The organism is Paenibacillus sp. FW101-FHT12H11, assembly GCF_058790355.1.
Genome location: NZ_JBYTCO010000005.1, coordinates 240,699 through 266,693 on the forward strand (window position 1 = coordinate 240,699; position 25,995 = coordinate 266,693).

The window sequence follows — 25,995 nt, forward strand, 5'->3', positions numbered from 1 at the left end:
TAACATGAATCCGTTTTCACAGAAAGGGGTTTCATTTTGGAATATGTTTGTTTCATTGCCCGTTTATTTTGGATTAGGTATCATATCTTTAGATTGTTCGCTTGAATTGTGCCAATTCCTATACGCATTCCTTTTACTATTCATGAAAGGATATAATAAATAAGGGGGGATCGATCATGTACAAATTAGCATTTGTTGACGATGAAACGACGACTCGGGACACGCTTTGCAGCTGTTTTCCATGGGAGAAGGCAGGATTTGAGATTGTGGCACAGTTTGGGAATGGCATGGAAGCGCTTAAATACATGCTCCAGCATAATCTGGACGCCATACTTTGCGACATTAAGATGCCTGTCATGAACGGGATCGAATTATCAAGGGAAATTCATGAACGTAAATTGCCCATACAGGTCATCCTGCTGAGCGGATTGAGGGATTTTGAGTTGGCACGGCAGGCTATCAGCTACGGAGTGAGGCACTACATGATGAAGCCGGCTAAATTCCAGAATTTGCATGATGTTCTCATGCACCTTAAGCAGGAATTAGATGAAAAAAAGGGAACCGCAGGGGAATCAGACTCCAACGGGTCAATACAGGTAGTAGCGAACGCAACGTTCTCGGATCATCCTGTGATTCAACGCATTCATCACTATGTCGAAGCCGAGTACCGCAATGTAACGCTGGAGGATGTCGCCCGGATTGTGCATATGAATCCCAGCTATGTGAGCTCATATTTTCGTAAGCTTACCGGTCATAAATTTTCGGATTATGTGCTCGCAGTGCGAATGAAAAAAGCGGCCCAGCTTTTGCGGGAGCATCGTTGGAAAGCGCTTGAGGTCAGCGAAATGGTGGGATATGCAAATGCGAAAAATTTTATACGCGCTTTTAAGCAGTATTACGGGAAAACGCCCGGGCAATTCAAACACGAGCATTAAATATGTCAAACAGAGCGATGCGGCGCTGGCGCGAAAATTTTTCTCCGAAAATTTGCGAAGAGTTATCGTACTGTCACTCATCCCTCTGACCATATTAGGTTCCTTGTCCATCTTTATTACAGTTCGGTACATCCGGGGCTCTATTGAGCAGAATAGCGAAAACCGGCTAAATCAGATCAATCAGCTCACAGAGGTCATTCCGGCTGAGCTTGATTCCTTAAGCCTCTCCTTCGATAAGGACCCGAAGATTAAAATCCGGCTGATGAACATCTTGAATGCGACCTCCTTTTCCTTTGAAGATGTGGAAGCGTTGTTCTATTTACGCAATGTCATTGATGTTCCGGCCAATTCCAAGTCCTATATTCATTCCATTTATATTTATTATGAAAATTCGCAAGGACGATTTCTTAGCTCGCGTGACGGTATTGCGCAGGTGAGTTCGACGCTGGATACAAGCTGGTACTCTTTTTATCAATCGGAAGCATTCAGGGGAGATGATGGTTTGATAACTCAGCCACGCGAGCTGGTGACCTCTTCCGATCCTAACGGCACTACACAGGTGCTGACAGTGTATCAGCCGTTCGGTGATTTGGATGTGAAGGGGCATCCCCGTGGTCTCATTGTCATGAATGTCATGCCTTCCTATTTCGCCAAATCGCTGAATTTATTTAACGATTGGCAGGGCAGTTATTCGTATATCGCAGATGAAAAAGGAGATCCGATAATCACCTCTGACAGCTTCGCAGGCAGTATCCCGCTTCCGTCGTCTGAGCAGTTATCAAACGGCCAATCACTTCGCTCTTCTCTTGACGGCGCTTTGGTCACGATGAAACAATCTCGGCGCTTGGCTTGGATTGCCGTATCCGTTATTCCAACGAAAGCGTTGTACAGTCTTCCTCGTATGATCGTTTATATCGCCCTGGCCCTATCCGTGTTCTCCTTGCTGCTGAGCATGTTATATGCGTTATGGATCACAAGGAAAAATTACCGTCAGGTCTCACAAATCGTACATGTGCTGGAGCATGCTGACCGTCATGAGGATGCCATTCCTGCCATGCCCGAGAGGATTCAGGACGTGTACGAGCTGATCGTTAAGAACATTCTCGATACGTTTCTAAAGCAAAAGTATTTGCGGATCCAACTTTCCGAACGGCAGGCGAAGATGGAGTTACTGGAGCTTAAAGCACTTCAGTCCCAGATGAATCCACATTTTATGTCCAACACGCTGCATTCGATTTATTGGAAGGCCTTCCAGTTGACTCGTTCACCGAATGATGCCTGTGTCATGATCGGACAGTTGAGTGATTTATTGGAATACGCTCTGCGTGGAACGGATGATGCGGTAACGCTGCAGGATGAGCTTGCCAACGTACGAGGCTATATACAACTGCAAAAAACGCGGTTTTCAGATCGCTTGAAGGTGATTTGGGATGCAAAGGCAGAGTTGGAGAACTGCCGTGTCGTGAAAATCAGCATGCAGCCGCTAATCGAGAACAGTATCCATATCGGTCTCGCTGCTCAAGATCAGATGGCCGTTAAAGTCAAGTGCCGTATGAATGGTTCAAGCCTGCATGTTACCATTATTGATAACGGACCGGGGATATCGCGCGATCGGCTTGAGCAAATCCGCGCGTCATTCGACTCCGATACGATGCAAGGCAAGCATCTTGGACTTTTTAATACAAGCAAAAGGCTTGTGCTTCATTACGGCGTAGGGAAATGGATGCGTATTCTCAGCAAAGAGGGGAAGGGTACGGCTATTACGTTGATTTTTCCGCAATAATTTATAAAAATGGAAGATGTATGAGGGGACTTCTTCACGGAGGCTCCTTTTTTGCGATCGGATTTTTGGACTAGGTAAAAATATTACACGGAAACGAGTCTAAATCCTGAACCGCGATTTTTGTCGAATCCCTCTATAATGATGAAGACGATTAGGATAATCATCAGGAGGTAGAACATATGGAATTGGGGATGGAAACCGCAAACCGGAAAGTGAGAGGAAAATGGTGGAGCCAGCAAAGGAAGGAGGCTGTTATCGGGTGGATATTTCTAGCGCCTGAAGCGGTAGGGATCATTACCCTTGCCATATTCCCTTTGATTTTCTCGTTGTTTCTGAGTTTTACGAATTGGAACCTTGCAGGCGGCTTTGAGGAGATGAATTGGGTAGGGCTCGCTAATTTCGAGAAAATGGTGGACGACACCAAGTTCTGGAAGGCCTTGGAGCATAATCTGTTTTTCACAGCAGTGACTGTGCCTATGGGGCTCTTGATCGCAATGGTCATGGCAGTTCTCATTCACACAAAGGTTTATGCCAAAGATCTGTTCAAAATTTTATTTTTTATTCCTTACATTTGTTCCACAGTCGCTATCGCCGCAGTCTGGGCAGCTCTTTATCATCCGTCGAGTGGTCCGATCAATCAATTTTTGATGGCGATTGGCATGGATCACCCGCCCAAGTGGCTTGTCGATTCTCAGTACGCTCTTGTCGCTATTATGATTATCGCGATTTGGCAGGCGCTCGGTTATCAGATGATTATCTTCCTTGCAGGGTTGACACAAATATCGGAGGATATCTACGAATCCGCCAGGATCGACGGTGCATCAGGTACGCAGCAATTCTGGTTCATCACGGCTCCCTTATTGGCGCCGACGACGTTGTTCCTTACGATTACGACGATCATCGGTTCTTTTAAAGTGTTCGACCTCATTAAGTTCTTGACAGACGGAGGGCCGAACGACGCTTCGACGGTACTTGTATACCGGATCTATGAAGAAGGCTTCATTAATTTTAATATGGGCTATGCTTCTGCGCTTTCTTGGGTGTTGTTTCTGCTGGTCATTGCCGTCACGTCGGTGACATGGATTCTACAGGCTCGGGAGAAACGTTCATAAGGAGGGGGAAACCATAGTGAAAGCTAAAAAACTACAGCTCGATAGAATGATATTAACTGCTATTTTCGGAGCTTGCTCCATCTTGTTCATTATTCCGCTCATTTGGATGCTGTCGGCATCTGCCAAATTAGAGCGGGACGTGATGACGTACCCGATCCAATGGATTCCAACAACTTGGAATTGGACTGTCAATTTTCAAAAGGTGTGGATGGAGAAAGTACCCTTCTCCATGTTCTACTGGAATTCGTTGAAGCTCGCAATCATTGCGACGCTGGCAACGCTGCTCTTTTCATCGATGGCAGCCTTTGCCTTCTCTAAGCTGCAGACTCCCGGTAAAGGTATCATGTTCGGCTTGATGATGTCATTCATGATCATTCCGGAACAGGCGACGCTCGTCCCGCGATTCATTATGATCAAATGGCTCGGGTTATATAACTCGCATGAGGGCTTGATTCTGATGTTGGCCTTCTCCATGTACTTCACATTTCTCATGAGGCAATTTATGATGGGTGTTCATAACGATTTTATCGAAGCGGCCAAGATTGATGGAGCGGGTTACTTCAGAGTGTATGCACAAATCATGTTGCCGCTGTGTAAACCGATCTTGGCAACAGCCGGTATCATAAAGTTTATTTGGACATGGAATGATTATCAGAACCCGTTAATTTTCTTGTTTAAGAAGGAGTTATTTCCGCTGCCGCTAGGCATTCAATTTTTCCGTCAGGAGTATTCCAACAACGTTTCTCTGATGATGATGGCTGCTGTGTCTGCCATTATACCTCTGATTATCGTCTTCGTCATATTACAGAAGCAGGTCATTAACGGGATAACGGTTGGTGGGGTAAAAGGATAATCGTCAGCATGTCAAAAAAATGCACGTTAAACAGTTATACAAAGTACACGGTCTTTCGCTTGCGAATTGGTTAAGCTTAGGAGGCAAAACGACAGTTGAGTAGAGGGGATCCGATGAGATGAAGAAAATAGCGACAACAATGGTGTTAAGTATGAGTCTATTCTTGGCAGCTTGCAGTGGGGGCACACAATCGCCTGCAGCAGGAGAGAATAGCGCAACGACGAAAGGTGCCACAACGACGATTAAGGTGTACACGGCTTACAAAGGCGAGCCCGGTGAGCCGCTGATGAAGATTATCGAAGCTTATAATGCGCAGGCGAAGAACGTGAAGGTAGAGCATGTGGCACTTGTCCAAAATAATGATAGCCGCGAAATGCTTCAAAAGTTCGATGTGCTTGCCGCTTCTGGTGAACAGGTGGATGTTCTTTTCCTGAACAACGAAGGCTTTGTGACGGAACGCGCTGGCAACGGGGTACTGTATCCGCTGGATGAATTCTATCAGGCAAATCAAATTAATCCGGAGAAAGACTTTTACAGGGATCCGGTTTATAACGGGAAGCACTACGGCATGATGGCTAACGCAAGCTTCTGGTATGTCGCGATGAATGAAACCCACTTAAAGGAAGCTGGACTCAAGCTGCCGTCTCCCGACTGGACGTGGGATGATTTCAGGGAATATGCCAAGAAGCTGAAGATGAGCAAGGAAGGGAGATACGGCGCCTATTTCCACACATTCGGGGAATATGCGAATATTATCGCTTACACTGATTTCAAGAATCCACAGCTAAAAGAAGACGGTACTCTGCAATTCGATGATCCAAGCTTCGAGTACTGGTTTAAACTTCGGAGAGCGATGGAGGTTGAAGACAAATCAGTACGTCCGCATGCAGATGTGCTGTCAGCCAAACAGCATTGGGCAACGGATTTCATGAACGGAACGACGAGCATGCTGCCAATACCGATGTATTCACTGGATGAAGCGTTTCTGAATAAAGAAAGCTACCCTCGTGATTTCAAAATTACGTTCGCTCCGCTTCCGCGTTCTTCCAACAATGTGGAGCCGGGTTTGACCAACATTGCAGGTTCTTTTTTCACGATTCATAAAAATTCCAAAAATAAAGAAGCGGCGTTTGATTTTATAAAATTTGCAACAACGGATGGTGCTTCATTAGCGGGATGGATTCCGGGTTGGACGAAAGCGGACGGCAAAGCCGTGCTTGATAAAACGATCCAGGGTAAAACGGATCTTGTCGACAGCGAAGCTTTGAATAAGGCTATTTTCAATGATCAAGTAAGGACTGTCGGCACTTCCGTCATCAGTGTTCCCTATCAGCAGCAATTGAAGAAGGTAGCGGAAGCTGGATTGAACAAGTATATGTTGGACAACACCTCGTATGAGGATGCACGTAAGTTCATGATGGAGGAAGGCCAGAAGATCATTAACCAGAATAAAAAGTAATTAGCAGTGCGGGGAATCGGCGAATTCGCCGATTCCTTGTTTTAATTTGCAGCGAATGATGTATGATAGTTGAAAAGTGTTTATATTGGAGGAATTGAGATTGGCTTTGAGCTGGTTGTACCGCGTATCGTTTTACCGTAGGATCCAAATATCATTGCTGCTGTTCCTTATTATTCCACTGCTGCTGATTACCGGGTTGTCTTATGTCGCGAACAAGCAGGCGAATGAAGAGAACGTTCGGATGAATATGAAAGGAATTATCGGGATTCTGGCCAACGATTTGTCAAAAACGGCTAACGACGTTACGTATACGGTTAATCAGTATGCCCCATCCCAATCAAACGGGTTATTTGATAGTTTGAGAGAGTTAAGCGATTTGAAGGTATTCAATAGTTTTGAGAATTATCGCACATATACCCGTCTGAATGAAAGCGCTGCTCTACAGGCAGGCAAATTATCACTGGCCCATGTTAATGTGTTTTTCGTGAATCGTGCCTATTATCCAATCATCGGCACCATCAATGATCAAGATGTAGCTGATCTACGGAAAGATAGTCGTTTCGAGCATCTAACGGAAGAGGAAGCTTCAACTGGTATTGTCCGCTGGTTCCGGGCGGAACAGAGCAGCAATTACGGGAGTGTATTCAGTGCGTCTTACTATCTGTTTGTGAAAAAAACAGTGTATGATCCCTTCCGTAGCCTAGTGCTAGGTACGCTCTTCATCGGGATTCCTGACGTGTATTTTGAGGGGCTGTTCAGCAACGCAGGAGAGGGCGTATTCACCTTGTACGAAGCGGATGGATCGGCAATCGCAGGCATGGGAGGAAGCCCGAAATCATTATCCGAAGGTCCCGCCGAGGGATGGATGAGGGAGAAAACAGAAGTTCCGGGTACGTCTTGGATTTTGACCTACGATATGAATGCCGATTTGGCGACCGGGGACGCGACACAGCGATTCTGGTATTTAATTATGGCGGTCTGTATCGTCATGTTCGTTTTCTTATTCATGTCCGGCGTAATTGCGAAGGGACTCAATAGGCCGATTCAGAAGTTGATGCGTATCGCTTCCCAATACGGCGAGGGCAATAGCTCCATCAGGTACCATGCCGAGGGTCAGGACGAAATCTCGAATCTTGGCCAATCAATTAACAGCATGCTGGATAATATCAATGCACTGATTCGCAAAGTGGAAGCCGAGCAGGAAGAGAAGCGGACCATTGAGCTCTATGCGTTGTTTTCGCAAATTCAGCCGCATTTTTTACTGAATACGCTTAATTCCATCAAGTGTAATTTGGCAATCGAAGGCGATAAGGTGCACAGTGAAACGATCGACTCCTTAATGGCATTGCTTCGTGCCCATCTGCGTGTGCATGAACCGCTAACATTGGCCGACGAGTGCAAGCTGCTAAACCAGTACGTGTCTATCATGCGAATGCGTAACCGACTGTCGATCGAGCTCGTCATCGAGCTGCCTGACCGGGTCCGCAAGTTGCTTGTCCCGCGACTGCTGCTTCAGCCTTTGGTCGAAAATAGCATCATCCACGGGTTCAATCATGCGAGTGTCTCCCCGAGAATTGTGGTGGCGGTTCAGGAAGTGGAGAGCGGCGTCTTGATTCAGGTTGCCGATAACGGGAAGGGGATCGCTCCAGATCAGGCAGAGGCACTGAATCGAAAGCTGGAGAATGAGGTGGAGCAGGTTGGCGAGCGTGGAATCGGAATGTATAACGTGATGCGCCGCTTAAAGCTGACATTTGGCGATAACGCCAACTTGTTTGTCAGGCAGAGGGCAGGTGGAGGCTTTACTGCTGACTTGTTTATTCCACGGAACGAATTCGAAGGAAGGGATTAGGCCGATGTTTAAGGTGATGCTAATCGATGATGACGTACCTGTCGTTGAATATATACGCAAGCTGGTGAACTGGGAAGCATTGGGACTTCTCGTATGCGCCGAAGCCTATTCGGCAGCTGAGGCGAAAGTGCAATATGAAGCAGCGCTCCCGGACATTTTGATAACGGATATCGGTCTACCGGATGGCAACGGGATTGAGGTAGCCCGGCAATTTCGCAGTATGAACAACCAACTGCGCGTGATTTTTCTTACCTGTCATGAAGATTTCCAATACGTCAAGGAAGCGCTGCGGATCGATGCGGACGATTATGTGGTGAAGGACGAGCTTAGCCTTGAGAAAATTACGGAAAGTCTGGACAAGGCGATATCCCGGCTCTCGAACGAGCAGGAACAGCTGGAGCAAATGGCGTACAAGAGTGAATTGGCACGGAATAAAGACATTCTGCTGCAGCAATTTTTCCATGAATTGTCCCATACCTCGGATCCTGAGGGACTGCTTGAACATGGTCGTCGGCTCGGCATCGATTGGACGGATGTTTGGTTCAGTGCAGCATCGTTTCATCTGGATCATGGAGATCTCTTGGAGAAATACGAGAGGAAGAACCTCGAGTTGGTTCATTATGCCGCTTATAATATTGCTTTGGAATTGGCATCCGGGACCCGCAACACGTTGTTTTTGGCCAAAGATCAACGATTGTGGGCGGTTTCCTGCGAACAGCAGCCGGATGAGGCAAGAGCATCATTGGAACAATTCGTGCCGCTTCTTAAGGAGAAGCTGCTTGAGTTCTTGAAAGTGGACTGTTATGCCGCGATTGGAGAAGAGTCAAGTTCGCTTTCGGAGTTAGGCAGTTTAATAGGGAAAATTAAACATTACCATGATCGCCGGTTCTACATAGATAGCCGTTACGAGGAGGCATTATGGCCCCGGGCAGATAATGTTCTTTTAACGGAGCCAGGTACAAGCCTCGGGCTTGAAGCGCTTTCGGCGAAATGGATGGAGGCGCTCTTCGATGGGAACCGGTCCCTGTCGCATATTTATCTGGGGAACCTGAAGCGGGCGATATACACGGCATCCATGGACACAGTGAAAACGAAAGAGCGGCTGCTTCGGCTGATACAAGAGGTCAGTATACGGTTTAGCCGATCCGTACCCGCAGGTATTCAGGAGGACATTGCACATACGGTTCGCCTGGAGGAAGCTTTCCGGATTGTGCGTTGGTATTCCGAACGTCTGATCGATGATATTTTATCGTCAGCAGAAGAGACCAATGAGACCAACCCGGACATCAAGGCGATACAAATTTACATCCGCGAGCATATTTACAGAAACATCACGTCGATTGATATCGCGAGACACCTGCACTTGAATCCAAGCTATTTCTCGCGTTACTTCAAGAAACTTACGGGCCAGAATTTCACCGATTACGTCCATTTGATCAAAATGGAGGAAGCGAAACGGCTGCTCGCCAAAGGCGAAACAGCGGAAAATATAGCGTATATGCTCGGTTATTCGGATCGTGCTTATTTCTCAAAAGTGTTCAAGAAATATACAGGGGTGAGCCCCAGCGAATACAAGCTGCGCCCCTAATCCATGAAGGAGTGAGAACGTGACGAATTTCAATATGTCTATTGAACGGATTCCATGGGTTTCAGACCAAGGTGATGGTACTTTCACCAACCCGATCCTGCATGCGGACTATTCGGATCCTGATGTCGTAAGGGTCGGAAGTGTTTTCTATATGACGGCATCCAGCTTCGGCCATATCCCGGGGCTGCCGATCCTGCATTCCAAAGATCTTGTGAATTGGCGCTTAATTAATCATGCTATCCCACGCATGCCGCTCAGCGGATACGATCGCCCGCAGCACGGGAATGGTGTATGGGCTCCGAGCATTCGGTTTCACGAAGGAAAGTTTTGGATATTTTACGGTGACCCCGATGTCGGCATCTTCATGACCACCGCCGATGATCCTGCCGGTAGTTGGTCAGAGCTTCACCTCGTGCATGAGGGCAAGGGCCTTATCGATGCATGCCCTTTCTGGGATGATAACGGCGAAGCTTATCTAGTTCACGCCTATGCACAGAGCCGAAGCGGTATCAAACATAGACTTCGTGTACGACGTATGTCTTCGGATGGGAAGCGGCTTCTTGGTGAAGGCGCTATCATCATAGATGACATGGAGCGTCATCCGACCATTGAAGGGCCGAAAATGTATAAAAAACACGGCTATTATTATATATTCGCACCTGCCGGAGGCGTTGAGGAAGGCTGGCAGACGGTACTTCGAGCTTCCAATCCACTCGGTCCGTATGAGGATCGAATTGTGCTGCAGCAGGGTGCTACCCCGATAAACGGTCCTCATCAGGGGGCATGGGTGGAACTCGAATCGGGTGAATCTTGGTTTATTCATTTTCAGCATAAGGAGGCTTATGGCCGTATCGTTCATTTACAGCCAATGACATGGACAGAAAATCATTGGCCTGCGATGGGGATAGACATTGACGGGGACGGCATCGGAGAGCCAGTTCTAAACTTTAGTAAGCCGAATGTCGGCGGTGAGTACCCAATCTGTGTTCCGGCAGCTTCAGATGATTTCACTTGCGAACAATTGGGGTTGCAATGGCAGTGGCAGGCTAACCCGGAAGCAGGGTGGCACTCCCTTACGGCACGGCCTGGATGGCTCAGGCTGTCTTCGCAAACCTTGCCCGAAGGCGCTGCTTCCTTGTTTCAGGCACCTTATTTGCTGCTTCAGAAGTTCCCTGGTCTAACTTTCGAGACAACGGTTTGTGTGGCTGGAGCCGGACTGAATGCCGGGGATCAGGCGGGGCTTATGGTATTCGGTTACAGCTTTGCGGCTTTGACGTATACGGTAGATCCCGAGAAAGGACCCCTGCTTCAAGTTCTCGAAGGGGATCAAGAGGGGCAAGCCGTGAGATGGCAACACAGAATTACCGATAATGCCGGACAGGAAGTATCTTTGCGTGTCGTCATCCAGCCAGGATCAGTATGCACGTTCCAATTCAGTCTTGACGGATACATCTATGAAGCTGTTGATCTTCCTGCTTTTCAAGCGACGGTAAGCAAGTGGGTAGGTGCGAAAGTAGGGTTATTTGCGCAAGCAGGGAGCACGGCTGGGGGCTTCGCGGACTTCAATCGGTTCACTGTAACAAGTGTTTCCGAGTAAATATTATGATTGGTTGAGGGGAGGGAATCAACGTGAGCTTAGATGGTGAGAAAAGGATTTGGTACCGCAGGCCGGCTGCGGAATGGAACGAGGCGCTGCCACTTGGTAACGGAACGTTGGGGGCGATGATATTCGGCAGCCTTCATAGCGAAAGAATTCAACTGAATGAGGACTCGCTCTGGTACGGCGGTCCTCGCGATCGACATAACCCGGACGCAGCAGCATATTTACCGCAGATTCGCGAACTTGTGTTCGCGGGACGCCCGAAGGAAGCGGAACGCTTGGCGGCGCTTGCCATGACAGGGCTTCCAGAAACGCAGCGGCACTATGTGCCTCTGGGGGATCTGCTGTTGACGTTTCCCCATGAGAAAGACAGAGAAGTTAGGAAATATATACGTGAGTTGGACTTGTCGGAAGCGATGGCCAAAGTATCTTACAAGATCAGCAATACTTTATATCGTCGTGAGATTTTTATCAGCCATCCGGATCAGGTGCTTGCCGTTCGCCTGACCGCGGACCGTCCAGGTGCGCTTACGCTAACGGCACGTCTATCCCGGGAGAAGTGGAGATACGTCGAGCGAATCGAGAAGATTGGAAATGATACCCTCGCTATGCGCGGAACCAGCGGAGGCGAAGGTGGCGTAGACTATCGTGCTGTTCTTCGCTGCACTGTATCAGGAGGTAGTTTGAAAGCAATCGGCGAGCATCTGGTGGTAGAGGGTGCTGACGAAGTCATCTTCTTTCTTGCAGCGGCCACGACCTTTCGATATCAAGATCCGGAGTCGTATTGCTTGGAACGCGTGGAAGCGGCGGCGAAGAAAGGTTTCGAAAGCGTTCTGACAGATCATCTTGAGGATTACTCCCGTTTATTCGGACGGATGCATTTTACTCTGACGGGCGACGAAGAGCTCAGAGAGTTGGATACCACAGAGCGATTAGAACGGATTAGATCAGGGGAGCGGGACAACGGATTAAGCGCGTTATACTTCCAGTTCGGACGATATCTGCTCATCGCTTCAAGCCGTCAAGGTTCACTGCCAGCGAATTTGCAAGGTATTTGGAATCATGAGTTCCTTCCGAGATGGGATAGCAAATTCACCATTAATATTAATCTGCAGATGAATTATTGGTTGGCTGAGGTTTGCAATTTGCCTGAATTGCATGAGCCGCTCTTTGAGCTTATTGAAAGGCTGGTTCAATCCGGGAAGCGTACGGCCGGCGTCATGTATGGCTGCAGAGGATCTGCTGCGCATCACAATACAGATATATGGGCGGACAGCGCACCGCAAGATACATGGATCCCTGCAACCTATTGGCCGCTTGGGCTAGTTTGGTTATCGCTTCATATCTGGGAGCATTATCAGTACTCCGGCGATAAGGAGTTCCTTGCAAAGCGTTATCACATTTTGAAAGAGGCATCGCTGTTCGCTCTAGACTTTCTAGTCGAGAGTCCCGATGGTAATCTGGTCACATGCCCCACGATTTCACCGGAGAATGCCTATTTACTGCCAAATGGAGAGACTGGGATCTTCACGTATGGCGCTACAATGGATAATCAGCTGCTGCGCGAATTATTCAGGGCTTGTGAGCAAGCGGCTGGGCTCTTGGTAGTCGATGATGATTTCCGCAGGGAGTTAAATAAGGCTCATGGCCGTTTACCTCAGACGGTCATCGGGAAGCATGGGCAAATTCAGGAATGGATTCACGATTACGACGAAGCGGAGCCGGGCCATCGCCATATCTCTCATTTGTTCGGACTTCATCCTGGGAACGAAATCAGTGTCAGCAGAACGCCGGAGCTAGCCCGTGCAGCCAGAGTTACGCTGGAGAGGAGGCTGCGCAGCGGAGGCGGCCATACAGGCTGGAGCCGAGCATGGATCATTAATTTCTGGGCGCGGCTGTTGGATGGGGAACAAGCCGGCGCACATTTGCAGCAGCTTCTTATGAAATCCACATTACCGAACTTGCTGGACAATCACCCTCCTTTCCAGATCGATGGTAATTTCGGCGGCGCTGCAGGGATTGCCGAGATGCTGCTCCAGAGCCACGAAGGCGAGCTGCATCTGTTGCCCGCCCTGCCTCCCGAATGGCAAGAGGGACGAATAAGCGGACTTCGAGCGCGAGGCGGTTATACACTTGACCTGGATTGGACAAACGGCCGATTGCTGCTTGCCCGAATCGTCGCGCAACGAGATGGTGTCTGTCTAATGCGGATCAGCGGCTCGAAATTACATGAGTTCCCTGTGCTTGCTGGCTGCACGTATCGCTGCGAAGCTGATGGAACGTTAGAAACGGGCAATCTCCGTATTCGCATTGACAATTGAACAGGCAATTCGTATGATCCAAATAGGATTGTAAAAAAATGCAAATGGGGTCGATTGCTGATGGCGACAGCTGACTGGGCGAACAAAATTACCGAAATCACATTGTTTGTGGAAGATTTGTATCGGTCGAAGGCATTCTACCAAGAGACTTTCAAACTTGCGATTATATATGAGGATGAGAGTTGTGCGGTTTTCGATTATGGCAATACAAGCATCAATCTGTTAAAACAATCGAATGCCGGAGAGTTGATTAAGCCGGCGCAGGTTGGTCGTGGCGGAGATGGCGCGCGTTTTCAGTTCACGATTCAGGTACCGGACGTTGACCGGGTATGCGATGAACTGAAAGTACGGGGTGTTCAGTTATTGAATGGACCGATAACGCGTCCTTGGGGGCGGAGGACGGCTTGCTTTGCCGATCCAGATGGGCATTTGTGGGAAATTGCTCAGGTGCTTTAAAGTCGTTGACATGCTTACTCTTATCAGGCAAAAAGCTGCTGGCCGGAGCCATGCGGTTCCTCTTCAAATCTCCAATGATCGCTGTGCGATCGTAAACCTTCAATTCGTTAATGGGCAGCCTAGATTAATTATAACTTTATATATTATTGATGTTTCGTTGTACCAAATGGAGAGTATGATTTCCGAAATCAACAGTGAATGTAGGATAAAAAGAAGAAGGTAGCCGATCAGTCCGGTTACCTTCTTTTTTAACGAGAATAATATCTTGAAAAATTTTAGTAGTTTAAAGTTACTTAATAATAATTTCAACTTTAGTACCATTTGGGTACTTTTCAAGTTGATTTGATATCCATGAGCCTGCACCGCGATTATCTGCAGGTGTCACGTACATTATATCAGCACCAGCACCACCCTCTGCACACATTGCCATTGGCCACTCATCACGGTCATATCCCTTCTTAGTAGGTATACCTTTAAGCGATTGATCTCTATTATGGTCTGCCTTCTCCCTATCTATTGTACAAATATTTGATTCTCCATGTTCTATTGCCGACTTAATATGGGCACCGGTTTCCGGATAACGTTCCTTTGGGAAGATGATGGTCACCAAAGATCCTTTTTGAACGGCAGTTTTACTCTGAAAGATCCCAGATTGAGTTAAATATGTAGCTGTTGAAATAAACACCACTAGTAAGAATAACCAAAGAAGTTTCTTAATAATTCCATCTCCATCTCTAGATTAGTAATGAATACCATTATAAAACCGATTTTTTAATTTGTCTTCTAATTGAATAGAAAAAAGTGATTGTGCTTATAACGGGAGATTAACACTATGTGAGAAAAGGTGGTTTTATCCAAACACCGAATAATTTAATAAATATAAATTTTATTGGAAGCTAACTATCTGTGTTCAATCGGTTAAGGCAGACGAATGAATTTATAACTTCCATAGGGGGCTGATGAGAAATGGCACGGATTCATGTAATGATTGTTGATGACGAGGTGCTTGCCATTCAACACCTTAAGCAGTTGATCAATTGGGAGGAACATGGCTTCACCCTGGCAGGAGAATCAGCACGTCCCAAGCAAGCATTGTCGATGATAGAGCAACTCAAGCCGGAGCTTATCTTTGTCGATATCCGCATGCCTCAAATGGACGGTCTGACGTTCTGCAAGGAAGTCTTGGCGCTGAATCCGACAGTGAAGCTCATTTTATTGTCATCCTACAAAGAATTTGAATACGCCAAAGGGGCGATCCAGCTAGGGGTTTTCAACTATTTGGTGAAGCACGAGCTGGACAGTGTAAGCTTGAGCAAAGAGCTGGAAGCCGTGCGAAAGGCGATTCAAGATGATCACAATAAACAAGGCATTATGATTAAGCAGGCATTGAAGGAGTTGACAGCAGGCGATCCTTCTTCGATTGAGCTTTTAGAGTTAGTTCCAAAACGCAATTTGGATGCAGGTCAAGTGTTTATGTACATTTTGCTAGAGAAAGATGCTCCCTATCCAGTATTAACTGGGTATATGGCTGACAGCAAGTCCCTAGCCGAACTGGAAGAAAATTTGGTCTGTGAGCAGGATGTGTTAGGGATTGCGTACAAGGAAAGCAGCCGATTGGGGATTGTGGTTATTCTGGAGCCGGGTAGAAGTATGAAAGCTGCGGCAGAGATGCAGTTTTTCAAGGCGCGCGCTATTCAAAACGCTTTTTTGCGGCTTTATCCTGGTGAAACCGTTTCGGTCGTATATTCTGGCTTATTTCGCAAGTTGGAAGATTTGCCAGACATCCATCGGCAGGCGCAACAGGTTCAAAGAATGCGATTTATGTTTGGAAACGGTTCGATTTCATCTATCGAGGATCAGTTAAAGCGGGTGATTTCAAGTCGGCAGCAAAACTTACCAGACCTCAATGCGGCCGAGTGGGAACAACTTTATTCCCGCAATGGGTTAGACGCGCTGCTCGAAGAATTGGAAAAGAGATTCCAGGACATTCAAGAGACATATTCGGCTGAGCGGCTTTCCGAACTGTGTTCGGTAATGACTGGCTGGATTGACAGGCATCGTGCAGAGCGTGCGCTGCCGCTGCTTAAGCAGCTTTGGCAGCAAAGACAGATCTGGACAGAACAATGGCGCACTTTACAAGGAATCCAACTATGGTTAACGGAAATGGTAAAGACGACGCTTCAGCAGGAGCAACAGCCCTTTTCACGTAAAATACGTGAAGCGCTTGAGTTCATGAATAGCCATTATAACAAAGAAATAAGTACAGAAGAGATTGCCATGCAGGTTGGTTTAAGCGGCGAGCATTTCCGGCATATGTTCAAGGAGGAGACCGGACAGACGGTGCTGGATGTGATAACGGCCATTCGGATGAACAATGCCAAGGCGCTGTTGCGAAGCGGACATTACAAGCTCTATGAAGTTGCGGAACTGGTGGGGTATCGAAGCAGCTATTATTTTACTAAAACGTTTCGCAAGCAGACAGGCATACATCCCCATGCGTTTGTCGAGCAATCGAAAGAAGGATGATTCGAATGAAGATCAGAACCAAAATCATCGTAAGCACTGCAGCCATTGTCTCCATTTCCTTACTCGTCAGCAGTTTTATTACTTATACCTACGTAGCCCGTATCATACGAGAACAATCGATCAGGGATAACCAGACGAAGCTCGCACAAATCTCCTCATCCATAACCAGAGTACAGGAGCGATTGGCCAAAACAGCCGAAATCATTATCGTTGACCCAGGGATCAATGGAAAGATGGTCCCTAATGGGAGCTTAACAAGCGAACAGCAATATTTCCGCAAATATGATGTGCAGCAGATGCTGCAGCGCTTTCGTGCGCTCAATTCTTCGCTTCTGAACATTATGATTGTCCGACCGGATGGCGAAATATTCTCCAACAATAGCGGATACGAAAGCTATTTTCACGAATATTTGGATGAGGAATGGATTAGGCCGTTCTTCCAGCATGGCGAAGCGGCTGTCTACTCAGCGCCGCATAAACTTCAATATTCGAATGGGACATACTCGGTCATCAGTTATGTAAGTCCTTATCGGAATATGCAAGATGCGGCGGAAACTAAGCCTTACTTCTTAATTTTAGAAATTAGGTTGGATGAAATTGAACGTATATTTGAAAATAGCAGCAGAGATTTTGCCTGGTTGAGGCTGTTGAACGATCAGGATCAGCCCATTTACGATAGTCAGGCGATGGGGAATGAAAAGGGAGAGGCACCGTCCACTGCGCGGATGATTTCCATGGAAGACGTATCCATGTTGGCTGGATGGCGTCAAGAAGCGTACATCTCTGAGGAACAGCTGTATGAGAAAATTCGGCCTATTCTGTTCTTTTACCTGCTTATCGGCATGGCGAGTTTGGCTTTCATTATGCTTGTAATGTTTCCCAGTATGCTCCGCATTACTAAGCCGATTATTGTAATGACAAGAGCAATGCGACGATTGTCGGCCGGTGAGTTGAACACGGCTGTGAACATTCGCAGCGGTGACGAGATGGAGCTTTTAGGGAATGGCTTTAACCGAATGGCGAAGGATTTGCAGATCTGGATGGAATCAGCCATGCAAGAACAGGAGCTGAAGCGAAATATCCAAATCAACCTGCTGCTCTCAGAAATCAACCCACATTTTCTGTATAATACCTTGAATACCGTCATCTATTTGTCGCAAGCGGAGCGAAGCAAGGATGTCATCACGATTACGAAAGCGTTAATTGATATTCTTCAGGATACGATCAAGACGGGGGAAGATGCCTATTTTACGACCATTCGTGCAGAAGCGGAGATCGTAACCAAATATGCAGCAATTCAGCAATATCGCTACCCAGATCGTTTTCGGCTGCAATGGTCGTTCGGAGAGGGAACTGTGGGATGCATCATCCCGAGAATGATCATACAACCAATTGTGGAGAATGCTTTATTCCACGGCGTATTTGCAAACGAGGATATTGGCAGGATCCAAATCGAATCGTCTCTAGTCGGCGAGGAGCTTCAAATCGTGATTCAAGACAATGGATGCGGCATGAGTGCAGAGAAGATGAATGGGCTGTTCACCAAAAATCGGACTTCCACTTTTTCGAATCAGACGAAAGGCATCGGCCTTGCCAATATTAGGGAACGTATCGAATTTCATTATGGTCACCCATATGGTGTCGATCTGGTGAGCACACCGGGGCAAGGAACGACGGTTGTCCTTCGATTGCCTATTCTTATGTCATGAAAGAGAGATGAAACGCGCGACCGGATTGGTTCACAAATAGCCGGATTGTTGCATAGGAAAGTACACAAAAAGAAAGTATTCTTACTTGTGTAAGCGATTTCACTCGATGATTGGAGAGGTTATCATGAAACATTTGAAAAAAACATGGATCGTCCTTACGACTGTAGCGTCAATCACAACGGTTATTTTGTCGGGATGCAGCAGTTCGGACACACCAACTCCGAATACTACTTCCGCTACAGGAAACAGCACATCAACCGCAACCAAGTTTGGTGGAGTTCCCACGGATCTGAAAGGCACAATCAAGGTGTGGGACTGGGATGAGGCATTCCTAAAGCGTATGGTGCCAGAGTTTAACAAGGTATTCCCGAACGTGAAAGTGGAATATACCGTCGTCAACAATGGCGATTTCATGCAGAAGCTGCAGAGCGGTATCGCTTCCGGCTCGGAAGTGCCGGATGTCATTCTTGGAGAGATGAACTATCGCGGTCAGCTATTCGATCTGGGAATCCTCGATAATCTTGAAAAAGCGCCATACAACTTCTCAAAGAGCGAGCTGCTGGACTACCTGCCCGCGATTCTCTCCAATGCCAAGGGGGAGCTTGTCGGTGTCGATCAATCAATTACGCCGGCAGGATTAGCATACCGTAGGGATTTGGCTCTCAAATATTTGGGTACCGAGGACCCAACTGCTGTAGCCGCATTACTATCCGATTGGAAAGCATTTATTGAGAAAGGGAAAGAAGTGAAGGAGAAGAGCGGAGACACGGTTACGATGTTTGCAAGCTTCGATGATGCGTATCGCGTCATTCGCGAACAAGCCTCCAAGCCATTTGTGAACGGTACGAATATCAACATAACGGAACGCTTTAAGCAGCCAATCGAGACCGTATTCAGTATGCGCGATGCAGGTGTTCTTGGTAAATATGAATCCTACACGCCCGGCTGGAATGCTTCCTTTGCAAAGGGAGACAATATCTTTTATCCAATGGCTCCTTGGGGTGCAAAGTGGAACATTTCAGCTAACGACAAGGACGGCGTTGGCCGCTGGGGACTAATTCCGGCACCAGGCGGAAGCTATACCTATGGCGGTACCTCTATCGGCGTCTTTAAGGACAGCAAAAACAAGGAAGCGGCTTGGGCTTACATTTATTTCAACTATTTATCCGATGAAGGGCTTGCAATCAGCTATAAGGAATTCGGTAATATGCCGGGAATCAAGTCTTTCTTCGACAAGCACAAGGACTGGCTGGACGCGGGGATCGAATATGATAAATACTTTAAGGATCAGAACCTCAGCAAGACGTTCTTCGAGAAAATTGTTCCAACCGTGAAAGCAGATCAGCAAACGAAATACAATGCGATTGTTCAAACCGCTTATAGCTCACTTTATCCACTTTGGATGAAAGACGGCAGCATCAGTGCGGCGGCCGCACTCGAAAAGTTGAAGGGGGAAGTCAAAAACCTGGCCCCTGAGGTTTCAATCAAGTAATACGTGATTCAGCTTTGCGAAGCAACTGCTGTGGCTCGCATTATTGCTTGCGGCGGTTGCTTCCTTGCCTAGAGGAGGAATTAAGCATGGAGGTAGTGAATGCTGCTGTCACACAAGCAACCAAAAGTAAAATAAAGTCCGGTATGCGAATATGGCCATATTTGTTTTCGCTTCCGTTTGTAGCGTGCTATTTGATTTTTCATTTCTATCCGATCTTGTACTCCTTCTATTTAAGTCTTCACGATTGGAATGGGATTGGCGACAAAACGTACGTGGGCTTGAGAAACTATGTTACGCTGCTGACCAAAGATCCATTGTTCTTTAAGTCACTGTTTAATACCATTGTTATTATGCTCATGTCTACACCGATCATGATTCTGTTAGGAATGGTTGTTGCGCATCTGATCTTTCACTTGACACGCGGCAGAATGGTTTTTCAAACGCTTAACTTTCTTCCATACATTACCACACCAGTCGCAATTGGATTCATCTTTTCGTTCATGTTTGATTGGCAGACAGGGATTTTGAATATGCTGCTCATTAAGCTTGGTTGGCTGAAAGAGGGCGTTTACTGGCTGCAAGTCCCCTGGTTGTCGCGTATGATCATTGCCATTATGATCATCTGGCGTAATTTGGGCTATTTCATGGCCATTTATTTGGCGGGGATGACGGCAATTCCACAGGAAATATATGAAGCGGCTCGTGTAGACGGCTCCACATCCTTTCATACATTTACAAGGATTACACTTCCGCTCCTGCGTAATATTACGGTTTTTCTAATCGTCACCTCGGTGATCGGCGGGCTTCAGCTATTTGACGAGCCTAAGCTGCTGTACGGCGGGTGGTCTACGGCTCAGGTAGGTGGGCCGGACAACGCTGCATTAACGGTGATCTGGAAATTTGTGAATGACTCCTTTGTTACCGGCACTCGGTTTGGCTATGGTTCAGCAATAGCGTATACGTTGTTTGTCGTCATCGCTATCTTTTCTGTACTCAGTTACAGACTTACCGCAGGGAAGGAGGAGAAGGCATGAAGGCTGTAAAATGGCTGTTTATTGGTTTGATAACCATCGTTTCGTTGTTTCCCTTCTATGTAATGGTCATGATGTCCACCTATTACTCGGAAAATATTTTCAAGCAGCTTCCGCTTCTGCCTTCGAATTATTTGTTTGACAATCTAGAGACCGTCTTTAAGACGAATTTCTTCAAGGTATATGCCAACAGTCTCATCGTCTCTTTCTCTTCAGTACTTCTCGGCGTATTTACTAGTACCCTGATCGGCTATGCGGTCGCCAAATTCCACTTCAAGCTGAGCCGTATATTGACCTATTTCATTATCATCACCATGATGGTGCCTGCTCAGGTAGGTCTGATTGGCTATATTATCGAAATGAGACATATGGGCTTTGGCAATACGCTAATGCCAGTCATTCTGACCTGGAGTGCCTGGTCCTTCGGGGCATTCTTCATGATACAGTTCATCCGGGATACAGTTCCAAGTGAGATTATCGAGTGTGCGAGAATGGATGGGGCATCAGAACCTGGCATCTTGTTTCGAATTGTGGTTCCGTTGATTAAGCCGGGCATTTCAACCTTATCAACGCTTGTGTTCCTCTGGTCATGGAACAATTACTTGCTTCCGTTAGTGACCATCAATAATTCAAAATGGTTTACGCTTCCAGTTTTCATCTCGACCCTTGGCATCGTGCATCGAACGGACTATGGTGCCAGGATGGCCGCACTTTGCATTGCGACGCTTCCGGTATTACTGATCTTCCTTCTTGGAAGCCGTACTTTTATTAAAGGGTTGACCGCTGGGGCGGTTAAGGGATAATTATTATTCCCTCATATTATCTTCACTTTCTGGGAGTATCAGCAAAGTCGAAGCTTCTTGGCAGAGGCGGAGCTTGTTCCATGAGCTATTACAGGACGATACTCCTCTGCTTAATACGTGGACACTGCTCCCAGGTGAAGAATTGCGAATTGAAGAAACTCGGTTAACATGAAGTTTTTATAGCTGCACGATTGTGCGGATCCGGTAAAATGGGAGTTATACCGATATGATAACTACGCGATGATAATCTCGCCTTACGGCAGAAAGCCGACTTTCAACTATCGGAGATGGAAAAACCGAAAATAATAAATCGTTTATCTGGTAAGGCTGGAGAGGAACGGGACGGTTTGATTGAATTAAACCTTTCAACAGATAGGACTGCCTTAACTGGATTAGTCTGAATTATTTCATCCTCTTTTATGTTAATCAGGTTCAGCTGAGGTGTAAAGTTGGTTAGAATTACATCGTACGCTCGACTGTTTATACGATCTTTTGTTGGTAGATGATACCTTCCTATTTTGTTCTAAAACAGGTTGATTCATGCTGCCGAGCTGAACGTTGTCATCCCACAAAATTTGTTTGTCTAACCTTGCTTATAACGAAATTTGTAAAAAATCGGTTTTACAAATGTATTTTTTTGATATTCAACAAACACGAAACCAAAAAGCAACACAAAAGATAGAGCACCTTGCCCATTGTGCAGCTGCTTTAATAATGGAATAACAAACACATACCCGGAAGAAAAAATAGCGGGCGGTTAAGTTATATTTTATTAGGGGTTAATTTAATTGAAGTCTGAATAAAACAATGGGACTTTACAAAACCTTTATTTGATATCGTTACACATTAACGGTTCAGGAGGGATTGTTATTAAACCATTGGTCATAATAGCAGCATTGCTACTAGTTACAGGTTGTTCGAGTAATAATTCGACAAACAATCAATTGAATGCTAAACAAACGAAGATTGAAACTCATGCTCCTAATGCTGCTTCAACGTCAACTTTAACTCAAGCATCATCCATTTCTACTACGGGTGAAGGGAATTCGCCGATTAAGATCAAACAAGCACCCAATGATGCTGCGAATTGGCTCGATTGGTTCCAAAGCAACTATGCACCAGCAGAAAGCCCAGCGAATCAAGCCGTAAATCCACAACAGCCAGCTAATCCACAACAGCCAGCTAATCCACAACAGCCGGTTAATCCGCAAGAGTCCGTAAATCCATCCCAATCCGCGCAGCAAGTTTTGGATCTGGTGAATCAAGAAAGAACGAAAGCAGGCTTGAATTCCCTTAGCATGAACAGCAGTCTCACGAAAGTAGCCATGGCTAAGGCTCAGGATATGTACAACAATAATTATTTCGATCATCAGTCTCCGACTTATGGATCCCCATTTGATATGATGACTGCATTCGGGGTCACATATAACTCTGCAGGGGAAAACATCGCCAAAGGCCAGAGTAGCCCGACGGAAGTAATGAACCAATGGATGAATAGTCCTGGTCATCGTGCCAACATCTTGAATAGCAGCTACACCCAAATCGGGATAGCTTACTATAATGGCGAGTGGGTTCAGGAATTTATTGGCTAGTAGATCAAGGACTTCAACCAACGCACCGAGAGAATTTTATACAAAAAGAGAATAGATAGCGCAAGAGCTGCATTAAAGCAGCTCTTTTTTATTTCATTATTCAAGTAATGGGAGGATAGTTCCTTCTCACTATACTGAACAAGGTGAAATAATGGCAGTTACTCCTATTAGTTGTGGTAAAATAAGGGGTGATAGCTTTAAAGTTTTAAGATAAAAAGAGGGATAAGTTATGGATAGTAGGCTAATTTTACTTCTAAATAAAATTAAAGAACGACCTGGTTTATTTATCGGAAGAAAGACTTTAATACCTCTTTGGCACTTTCTTCATGGTTATCAGTATTGTTTGTTTGATATTGAAGGGGATTATTACAATATGCCTGGATTTCAGGAATATATAGAGGATATTTATAATTTCCATGGAACCCATAGTTGGGCACATATAATACAAAGTAATTGCATTGATGATGAAGCAGCATTCGATAAATTTTATGAGCATCTCGATGACTATCTAAGCCAAATAAATATTAATTCTGAAAGTAAAAGTTAGTTCAATCACCTTGAAAGATTTTTTGAATAAAAACCAACATTAAACCTTAAGTGATTCTATATTGGAGAGTGCTTTTAAGGGCTCAACTGAAGGTATCTTGAGATGAAGAACGGGCAATTGCTCATTATATGCAAAGAAGCGGCCAAGAGGCAGCGCTATTGAGAGCAAGTAAAAGGGATAGCTTCTACGCAATTATTTCCTCGATTCGATTTGATCTACCGTAATTAATTTTGCCGTTGAAAAGTCCCTCCATACAGCATCTTTTGCATCCAAAAAAAGCCACGATTTACGCGGCTCTTACTTCAAAGGAAAGCGCAGCCGATTCCACCACTCTTCCATGTGATATGGCCCAACTAGCCTAACCCTGGTTGAACAAATAGACGCGATGAATTGAATAGCTCTCGGATCCAGGCCCCACGGGCAAAAACGTTCGATTCCCGGTTACTGCTATAAAATACCAAAAAAAGAGGTGTTCATATATACAAAAAATGTATAATAAAGGATGGGGGTGGTTCGATGTTAGTGAAATTGAATAGGCAAGAGTTCGACTTGTTGGATGATGATGCTCTTGGGTGGATGTGTATGGAACCGATTTTCTTGCAGATTCGTGGGAAAGACTTGGCAGTGAAATCGCAAGCGTTTGCTCAGCTTGGCACCGGACAACAAGCGCTCTTCATGTTCAGAGTTTTGTATGATCATGCTCGTAATTCAGTGACAGAGTTTTACTGTTGGGTAGCCTATTTGCTGGAGCAATCCTATTTCTGGTCAGGGGTCATGAAGGGATTGCGCTTTTATGATGATATCTCAATGATACAAATACTTGAAGAAACAAAAAATGTCCTAGAAACAAGGAGCCAGCAACTTGGCTTACAATTAAATAATGTTAATTTTAAAGATCTTGAGGATGATAGAGAGTTAAAATCAACCATTGATCAATTATTTCAGAGATTTCAAGAGGCTACTCCTGATAGTTTAAAACGAATCAGTGTGTATATTCGGTCAAATCCACTAGAATTTGTAGAAATGAAAGACTGAGTTACAGGTCAGATTATTATGCTAACGAGGGACATTTGTTCAACGTCACACTTGCGAGAAATGGAGCCTAAAAAATGTCCAACTTAAATTGGACACAAGATAGAATTGGCTGCGCCATGTGCGGAGAGAAACCGTTGGTATTTACTAAGTTGAGAAGCGGGTTTGTTGTAATTGGTGACACTCAGTACTTGCCGGGATATTGTGTGTTGCTGCCTTCCTATAGCTCAAGAAACACACCTTTGGAGGCTGCTGGCATAATCGGCGGCCTCCATTAGGTTAATGGGCAGGATAATTCGGTCTTTTAAGAGTATTACCCAATATATGTAAGTGAAGATTAGGGGGATTCCTTTGAAAATTCAAGCTGTTTTTATTGACCGTGATGGAACATTAGGTGGAAATGGTCACTTTATTCATCCTCAAGAGTTTGAGTTATTCCCTTCGTCCTTAGCAGCATTGCAATTGTTAAAAGAACATGGAATTAAAATATTTGCCCTTTCTAATCAACATAACATATCCAAGGGATTGGCGACAGAATTAGAATTTCAAAAAGAATTTGATAGTTATGGATTTGATGCAGCATATATATGTCCTCATGAGCCAGAAGAAGGATGTGAATGTCATAAACCACGACCCGGAATGCTTCGGAAAGCTGCTGCTGAACATGAACTAGACTTGACACATTGCGCAGTTATAGGTGATGTGGGTTCAACAGATATGCTAGCAGCTGCTGCAGTAGGGGCCAAAAGAATTCTTGTTGAGACGGGCTGGGGTATACAGTCTTTGGAAAAATACCGTCACAAATGGTACGATCAAGCATCACCAGATTTTATTGCGAAGGATCTATTAGATGCAGCGAACTGGTTAATTAGCAGCATTTACAAATAAGCTTGGGTTATTCCGCGTCGTTAGTAAGGATATTTAATACAACAGTAACTATAGTTCAATTGTGACATAACGGCAGCAGGCTCAAAATCTTGTGCCATTATGTCGTGATTGGATTGGTAAATATTATTGATTGGAAGAGGTGCTTGTATGAATGCTTAGAAATGGTTCCTTCATCGATCAATCAAATCGCCAAGATAGTTATATTTGTTCCGATGGGGTATTTAATTCCGTTCATTGTACGAAGACCATCATTTATGCTAAATTGAGGTGGCAGGAGTTTATACTTTGTTAATAAACGATTTAGAGGGATTCAATAAGCTTGGTTTAGAATAAGCAGTAAGGAAGCAAATGCCAGTGAAGATGTTCCTGCTACCCAAAAAACCGAGAAATCGCGTTGTGTTTGCTAACAATCCAGCCTC

Annotated in this window: 20 protein-coding genes; 19 read left to right on the plus strand and 1 reads right to left on the minus strand. The window is 45.7% G+C overall.

Features of this window, described 5'->3' with window-relative positions; all coding sequences use genetic code 11:
• Positions 1-176 precede the first annotated feature (176 nt).
• From AC3WTJ_RS17820 to AC3WTJ_RS17865, 10 genes are all read left to right on the plus strand, one after another.
• A complete protein-coding gene (locus tag AC3WTJ_RS17820) occupies positions 177-935 on the plus strand; it encodes a response regulator transcription factor (RefSeq protein WP_492522927.1) in 759 nt (252 codons plus the stop codon).
• Complete coding sequence (locus AC3WTJ_RS17825) at positions 862-2,718, plus strand: sensor histidine kinase (protein ID WP_492522928.1); 1,857 nt, start codon at positions 862-864, stop codon at positions 2,716-2,718. Before AC3WTJ_RS17820 ends, AC3WTJ_RS17825 begins: the two co-directional genes overlap by 74 nt.
• Before the next feature lie 179 nt (positions 2,719-2,897).
• A complete protein-coding gene (locus AC3WTJ_RS17830; RefSeq protein WP_492522929.1) occupies positions 2,898-3,830 on the plus strand; it encodes a carbohydrate ABC transporter permease in 933 nt (310 codons plus the stop codon).
• Positions 3,831-3,846: 16 nt separating this feature from the next.
• The gene (locus AC3WTJ_RS17835; protein ID WP_492522930.1) at positions 3,847-4,683 is read left to right on the plus strand and encodes a carbohydrate ABC transporter permease; all 837 of its coding nucleotides are present in this window, start codon (positions 3,847-3,849) and stop codon (positions 4,681-4,683) included.
• Between the two features lie 118 nt (positions 4,684-4,801).
• Positions 4,802-6,142 carry an ABC transporter substrate-binding protein gene (locus tag AC3WTJ_RS17840; RefSeq protein WP_492522931.1) on the plus strand — a complete coding sequence of 447 codons (1,341 nt, stop codon included), beginning with the start codon at positions 4,802-4,804 and terminating at the stop codon, positions 6,140-6,142.
• 100 nt (positions 6,143-6,242) lie between these two features.
• Positions 6,243-7,991 (plus strand): sensor histidine kinase, encoded by a 1,749-nt coding sequence (locus AC3WTJ_RS17845; RefSeq protein WP_492522932.1) that lies wholly within the window; start codon positions 6,243-6,245, stop codon positions 7,989-7,991.
• A gap of 4 nt (positions 7,992-7,995) precedes the next feature.
• Positions 7,996-9,579: a response regulator transcription factor gene (locus AC3WTJ_RS17850; protein ID WP_492522933.1), complete on the plus strand. Its 1,584-nt coding sequence runs from the start codon at positions 7,996-7,998 to the stop codon at positions 9,577-9,579.
• A gap of 34 nt (positions 9,580-9,613) precedes the next feature.
• Positions 9,614-11,176, plus strand: coding sequence for a glycoside hydrolase family 43 protein (locus AC3WTJ_RS17855; protein ID WP_492523271.1), 1,563 nt, complete (start codon positions 9,614-9,616; stop codon positions 11,174-11,176).
• 32 nt (positions 11,177-11,208) lie between these two features.
• On the plus strand, positions 11,209-13,500 hold the full coding sequence (locus AC3WTJ_RS17860) for a glycoside hydrolase family 95 protein (RefSeq protein WP_492522934.1): 2,292 nt from the start codon (positions 11,209-11,211) through the stop codon (positions 13,498-13,500).
• A gap of 60 nt (positions 13,501-13,560) precedes the next feature.
• On the plus strand, positions 13,561-13,956 hold the full coding sequence (locus AC3WTJ_RS17865) for a VOC family protein (RefSeq protein ID WP_492522935.1): 396 nt from the start codon (positions 13,561-13,563) through the stop codon (positions 13,954-13,956).
• A gap of 289 nt (positions 13,957-14,245) precedes the next feature.
• On the opposite strand, the gene AC3WTJ_RS17870 is transcribed toward AC3WTJ_RS17865, so the two are convergent.
• The gene (locus AC3WTJ_RS17870) at positions 14,246-14,602 is read right to left on the minus strand and encodes a NucA/NucB deoxyribonuclease domain-containing protein (protein ID WP_492523272.1); all 357 of its coding nucleotides are present in this window, start codon (positions 14,600-14,602) and stop codon (positions 14,246-14,248) included.
• A 320-nt stretch (positions 14,603-14,922) separates the two neighbouring features.
• Here AC3WTJ_RS17870 and AC3WTJ_RS17875 point away from each other — a divergent pair, with 320 nt between their 5' ends.
• The 9 genes from AC3WTJ_RS17875 to AC3WTJ_RS17915 all read left to right on the plus strand — a co-directional run bounded on the left by AC3WTJ_RS17875 (position 14,923) and on the right by AC3WTJ_RS17915 (position 25,576).
• Positions 14,923-16,482 carry a response regulator gene (locus tag AC3WTJ_RS17875; RefSeq protein ID WP_492522936.1) on the plus strand — a complete coding sequence of 520 codons (1,560 nt, stop codon included), beginning with the start codon at positions 14,923-14,925 and terminating at the stop codon, positions 16,480-16,482.
• A 5-nt stretch (positions 16,483-16,487) separates the two neighbouring features.
• On the plus strand, positions 16,488-18,191 hold the full coding sequence (locus tag AC3WTJ_RS17880; RefSeq protein WP_492522937.1) for a sensor histidine kinase: 1,704 nt from the start codon (positions 16,488-16,490) through the stop codon (positions 18,189-18,191).
• 124 nt (positions 18,192-18,315) lie between these two features.
• Positions 18,316-19,683, plus strand: a complete 1,368-nt coding sequence (locus AC3WTJ_RS17885; protein ID WP_492522938.1) for an ABC transporter substrate-binding protein — start codon at positions 18,316-18,318, stop codon at positions 19,681-19,683.
• An 86-nt stretch (positions 19,684-19,769) separates the two neighbouring features.
• Positions 19,770-20,717, plus strand: coding sequence for a carbohydrate ABC transporter permease (locus AC3WTJ_RS17890; RefSeq protein WP_492522939.1), 948 nt, complete (start codon positions 19,770-19,772; stop codon positions 20,715-20,717).
• A complete protein-coding gene (locus AC3WTJ_RS17895; RefSeq protein ID WP_492522940.1) occupies positions 20,714-21,517 on the plus strand; it encodes a carbohydrate ABC transporter permease in 804 nt (267 codons plus the stop codon). The genes AC3WTJ_RS17890 and AC3WTJ_RS17895 overlap by 4 nt, the downstream gene beginning before the upstream one ends.
• An 878-nt stretch (positions 21,518-22,395) precedes the next feature.
• On the plus strand, positions 22,396-23,109 hold the full coding sequence (locus AC3WTJ_RS17900) for a CAP domain-containing protein (RefSeq protein WP_492522941.1): 714 nt from the start codon (positions 22,396-22,398) through the stop codon (positions 23,107-23,109).
• Positions 23,110-23,338: 229 nt separating this feature from the next.
• Positions 23,339-23,656, plus strand: coding sequence for a hypothetical protein (locus AC3WTJ_RS17905; RefSeq protein WP_492522942.1), 318 nt, complete (start codon positions 23,339-23,341; stop codon positions 23,654-23,656).
• Positions 23,657-24,172: 516 nt separating this feature from the next.
• Positions 24,173-24,691, plus strand: a complete 519-nt coding sequence (locus AC3WTJ_RS17910; RefSeq protein WP_492522943.1) for a hypothetical protein — start codon at positions 24,173-24,175, stop codon at positions 24,689-24,691.
• A gap of 348 nt (positions 24,692-25,039) precedes the next feature.
• Positions 25,040-25,576, plus strand: a complete 537-nt coding sequence (locus AC3WTJ_RS17915; protein WP_492522944.1) for an HAD-IIIA family hydrolase — start codon at positions 25,040-25,042, stop codon at positions 25,574-25,576.
• The last annotated feature ends 419 nt before the right edge of the window (positions 25,577-25,995 follow it).

Excerpts from the sequence above, each read along its gene's own strand:
- AC3WTJ_RS17820 (WP_492522927.1), top strand. The coding sequence starts at position 177 with ATGTACAAATTAGCATTTGTTGACGATGAAACGACGACTCGGGACACG.
- AC3WTJ_RS17825 (WP_492522928.1), top strand. The coding sequence starts at position 862 with ATGCGAAAAATTTTATACGCGCTTTTAAGCAGTATTACGGGAAAACGC.
- AC3WTJ_RS17830 (WP_492522929.1), top strand. The coding sequence starts at position 2,898 with ATGGAATTGGGGATGGAAACCGCAAACCGGAAAGTGAGAGGAAAATGG.
- AC3WTJ_RS17840 (WP_492522931.1), top strand. The coding sequence starts at position 4,802 with ATGAAGAAAATAGCGACAACAATGGTGTTAAGTATGAGTCTATTCTTG.
- AC3WTJ_RS17850 (WP_492522933.1), top strand. The coding sequence starts at position 7,996 with ATGTTTAAGGTGATGCTAATCGATGATGACGTACCTGTCGTTGAATAT.
- AC3WTJ_RS17855 (WP_492523271.1), top strand. The coding sequence starts at position 9,614 with ATGTCTATTGAACGGATTCCATGGGTTTCAGACCAAGGTGATGGTACT.
- AC3WTJ_RS17865 (WP_492522935.1), top strand. The coding sequence starts at position 13,561 with ATGGCGACAGCTGACTGGGCGAACAAAATTACCGAAATCACATTGTTT.
- AC3WTJ_RS17875 (WP_492522936.1), top strand. The coding sequence starts at position 14,923 with ATGGCACGGATTCATGTAATGATTGTTGATGACGAGGTGCTTGCCATT.
- AC3WTJ_RS17880 (WP_492522937.1), top strand. The coding sequence starts at position 16,488 with ATGAAGATCAGAACCAAAATCATCGTAAGCACTGCAGCCATTGTCTCC.
- AC3WTJ_RS17885 (WP_492522938.1), top strand. The coding sequence starts at position 18,316 with ATGAAACATTTGAAAAAAACATGGATCGTCCTTACGACTGTAGCGTCA.
- AC3WTJ_RS17890 (WP_492522939.1), top strand. The coding sequence starts at position 19,770 with ATGGAGGTAGTGAATGCTGCTGTCACACAAGCAACCAAAAGTAAAATA.
- AC3WTJ_RS17895 (WP_492522940.1), top strand. The coding sequence starts at position 20,714 with ATGAAGGCTGTAAAATGGCTGTTTATTGGTTTGATAACCATCGTTTCG.
- AC3WTJ_RS17905 (WP_492522942.1), top strand. The coding sequence starts at position 23,339 with ATGGATAGTAGGCTAATTTTACTTCTAAATAAAATTAAAGAACGACCT.
- AC3WTJ_RS17910 (WP_492522943.1), top strand. The coding sequence starts at position 24,173 with ATGTTAGTGAAATTGAATAGGCAAGAGTTCGACTTGTTGGATGATGAT.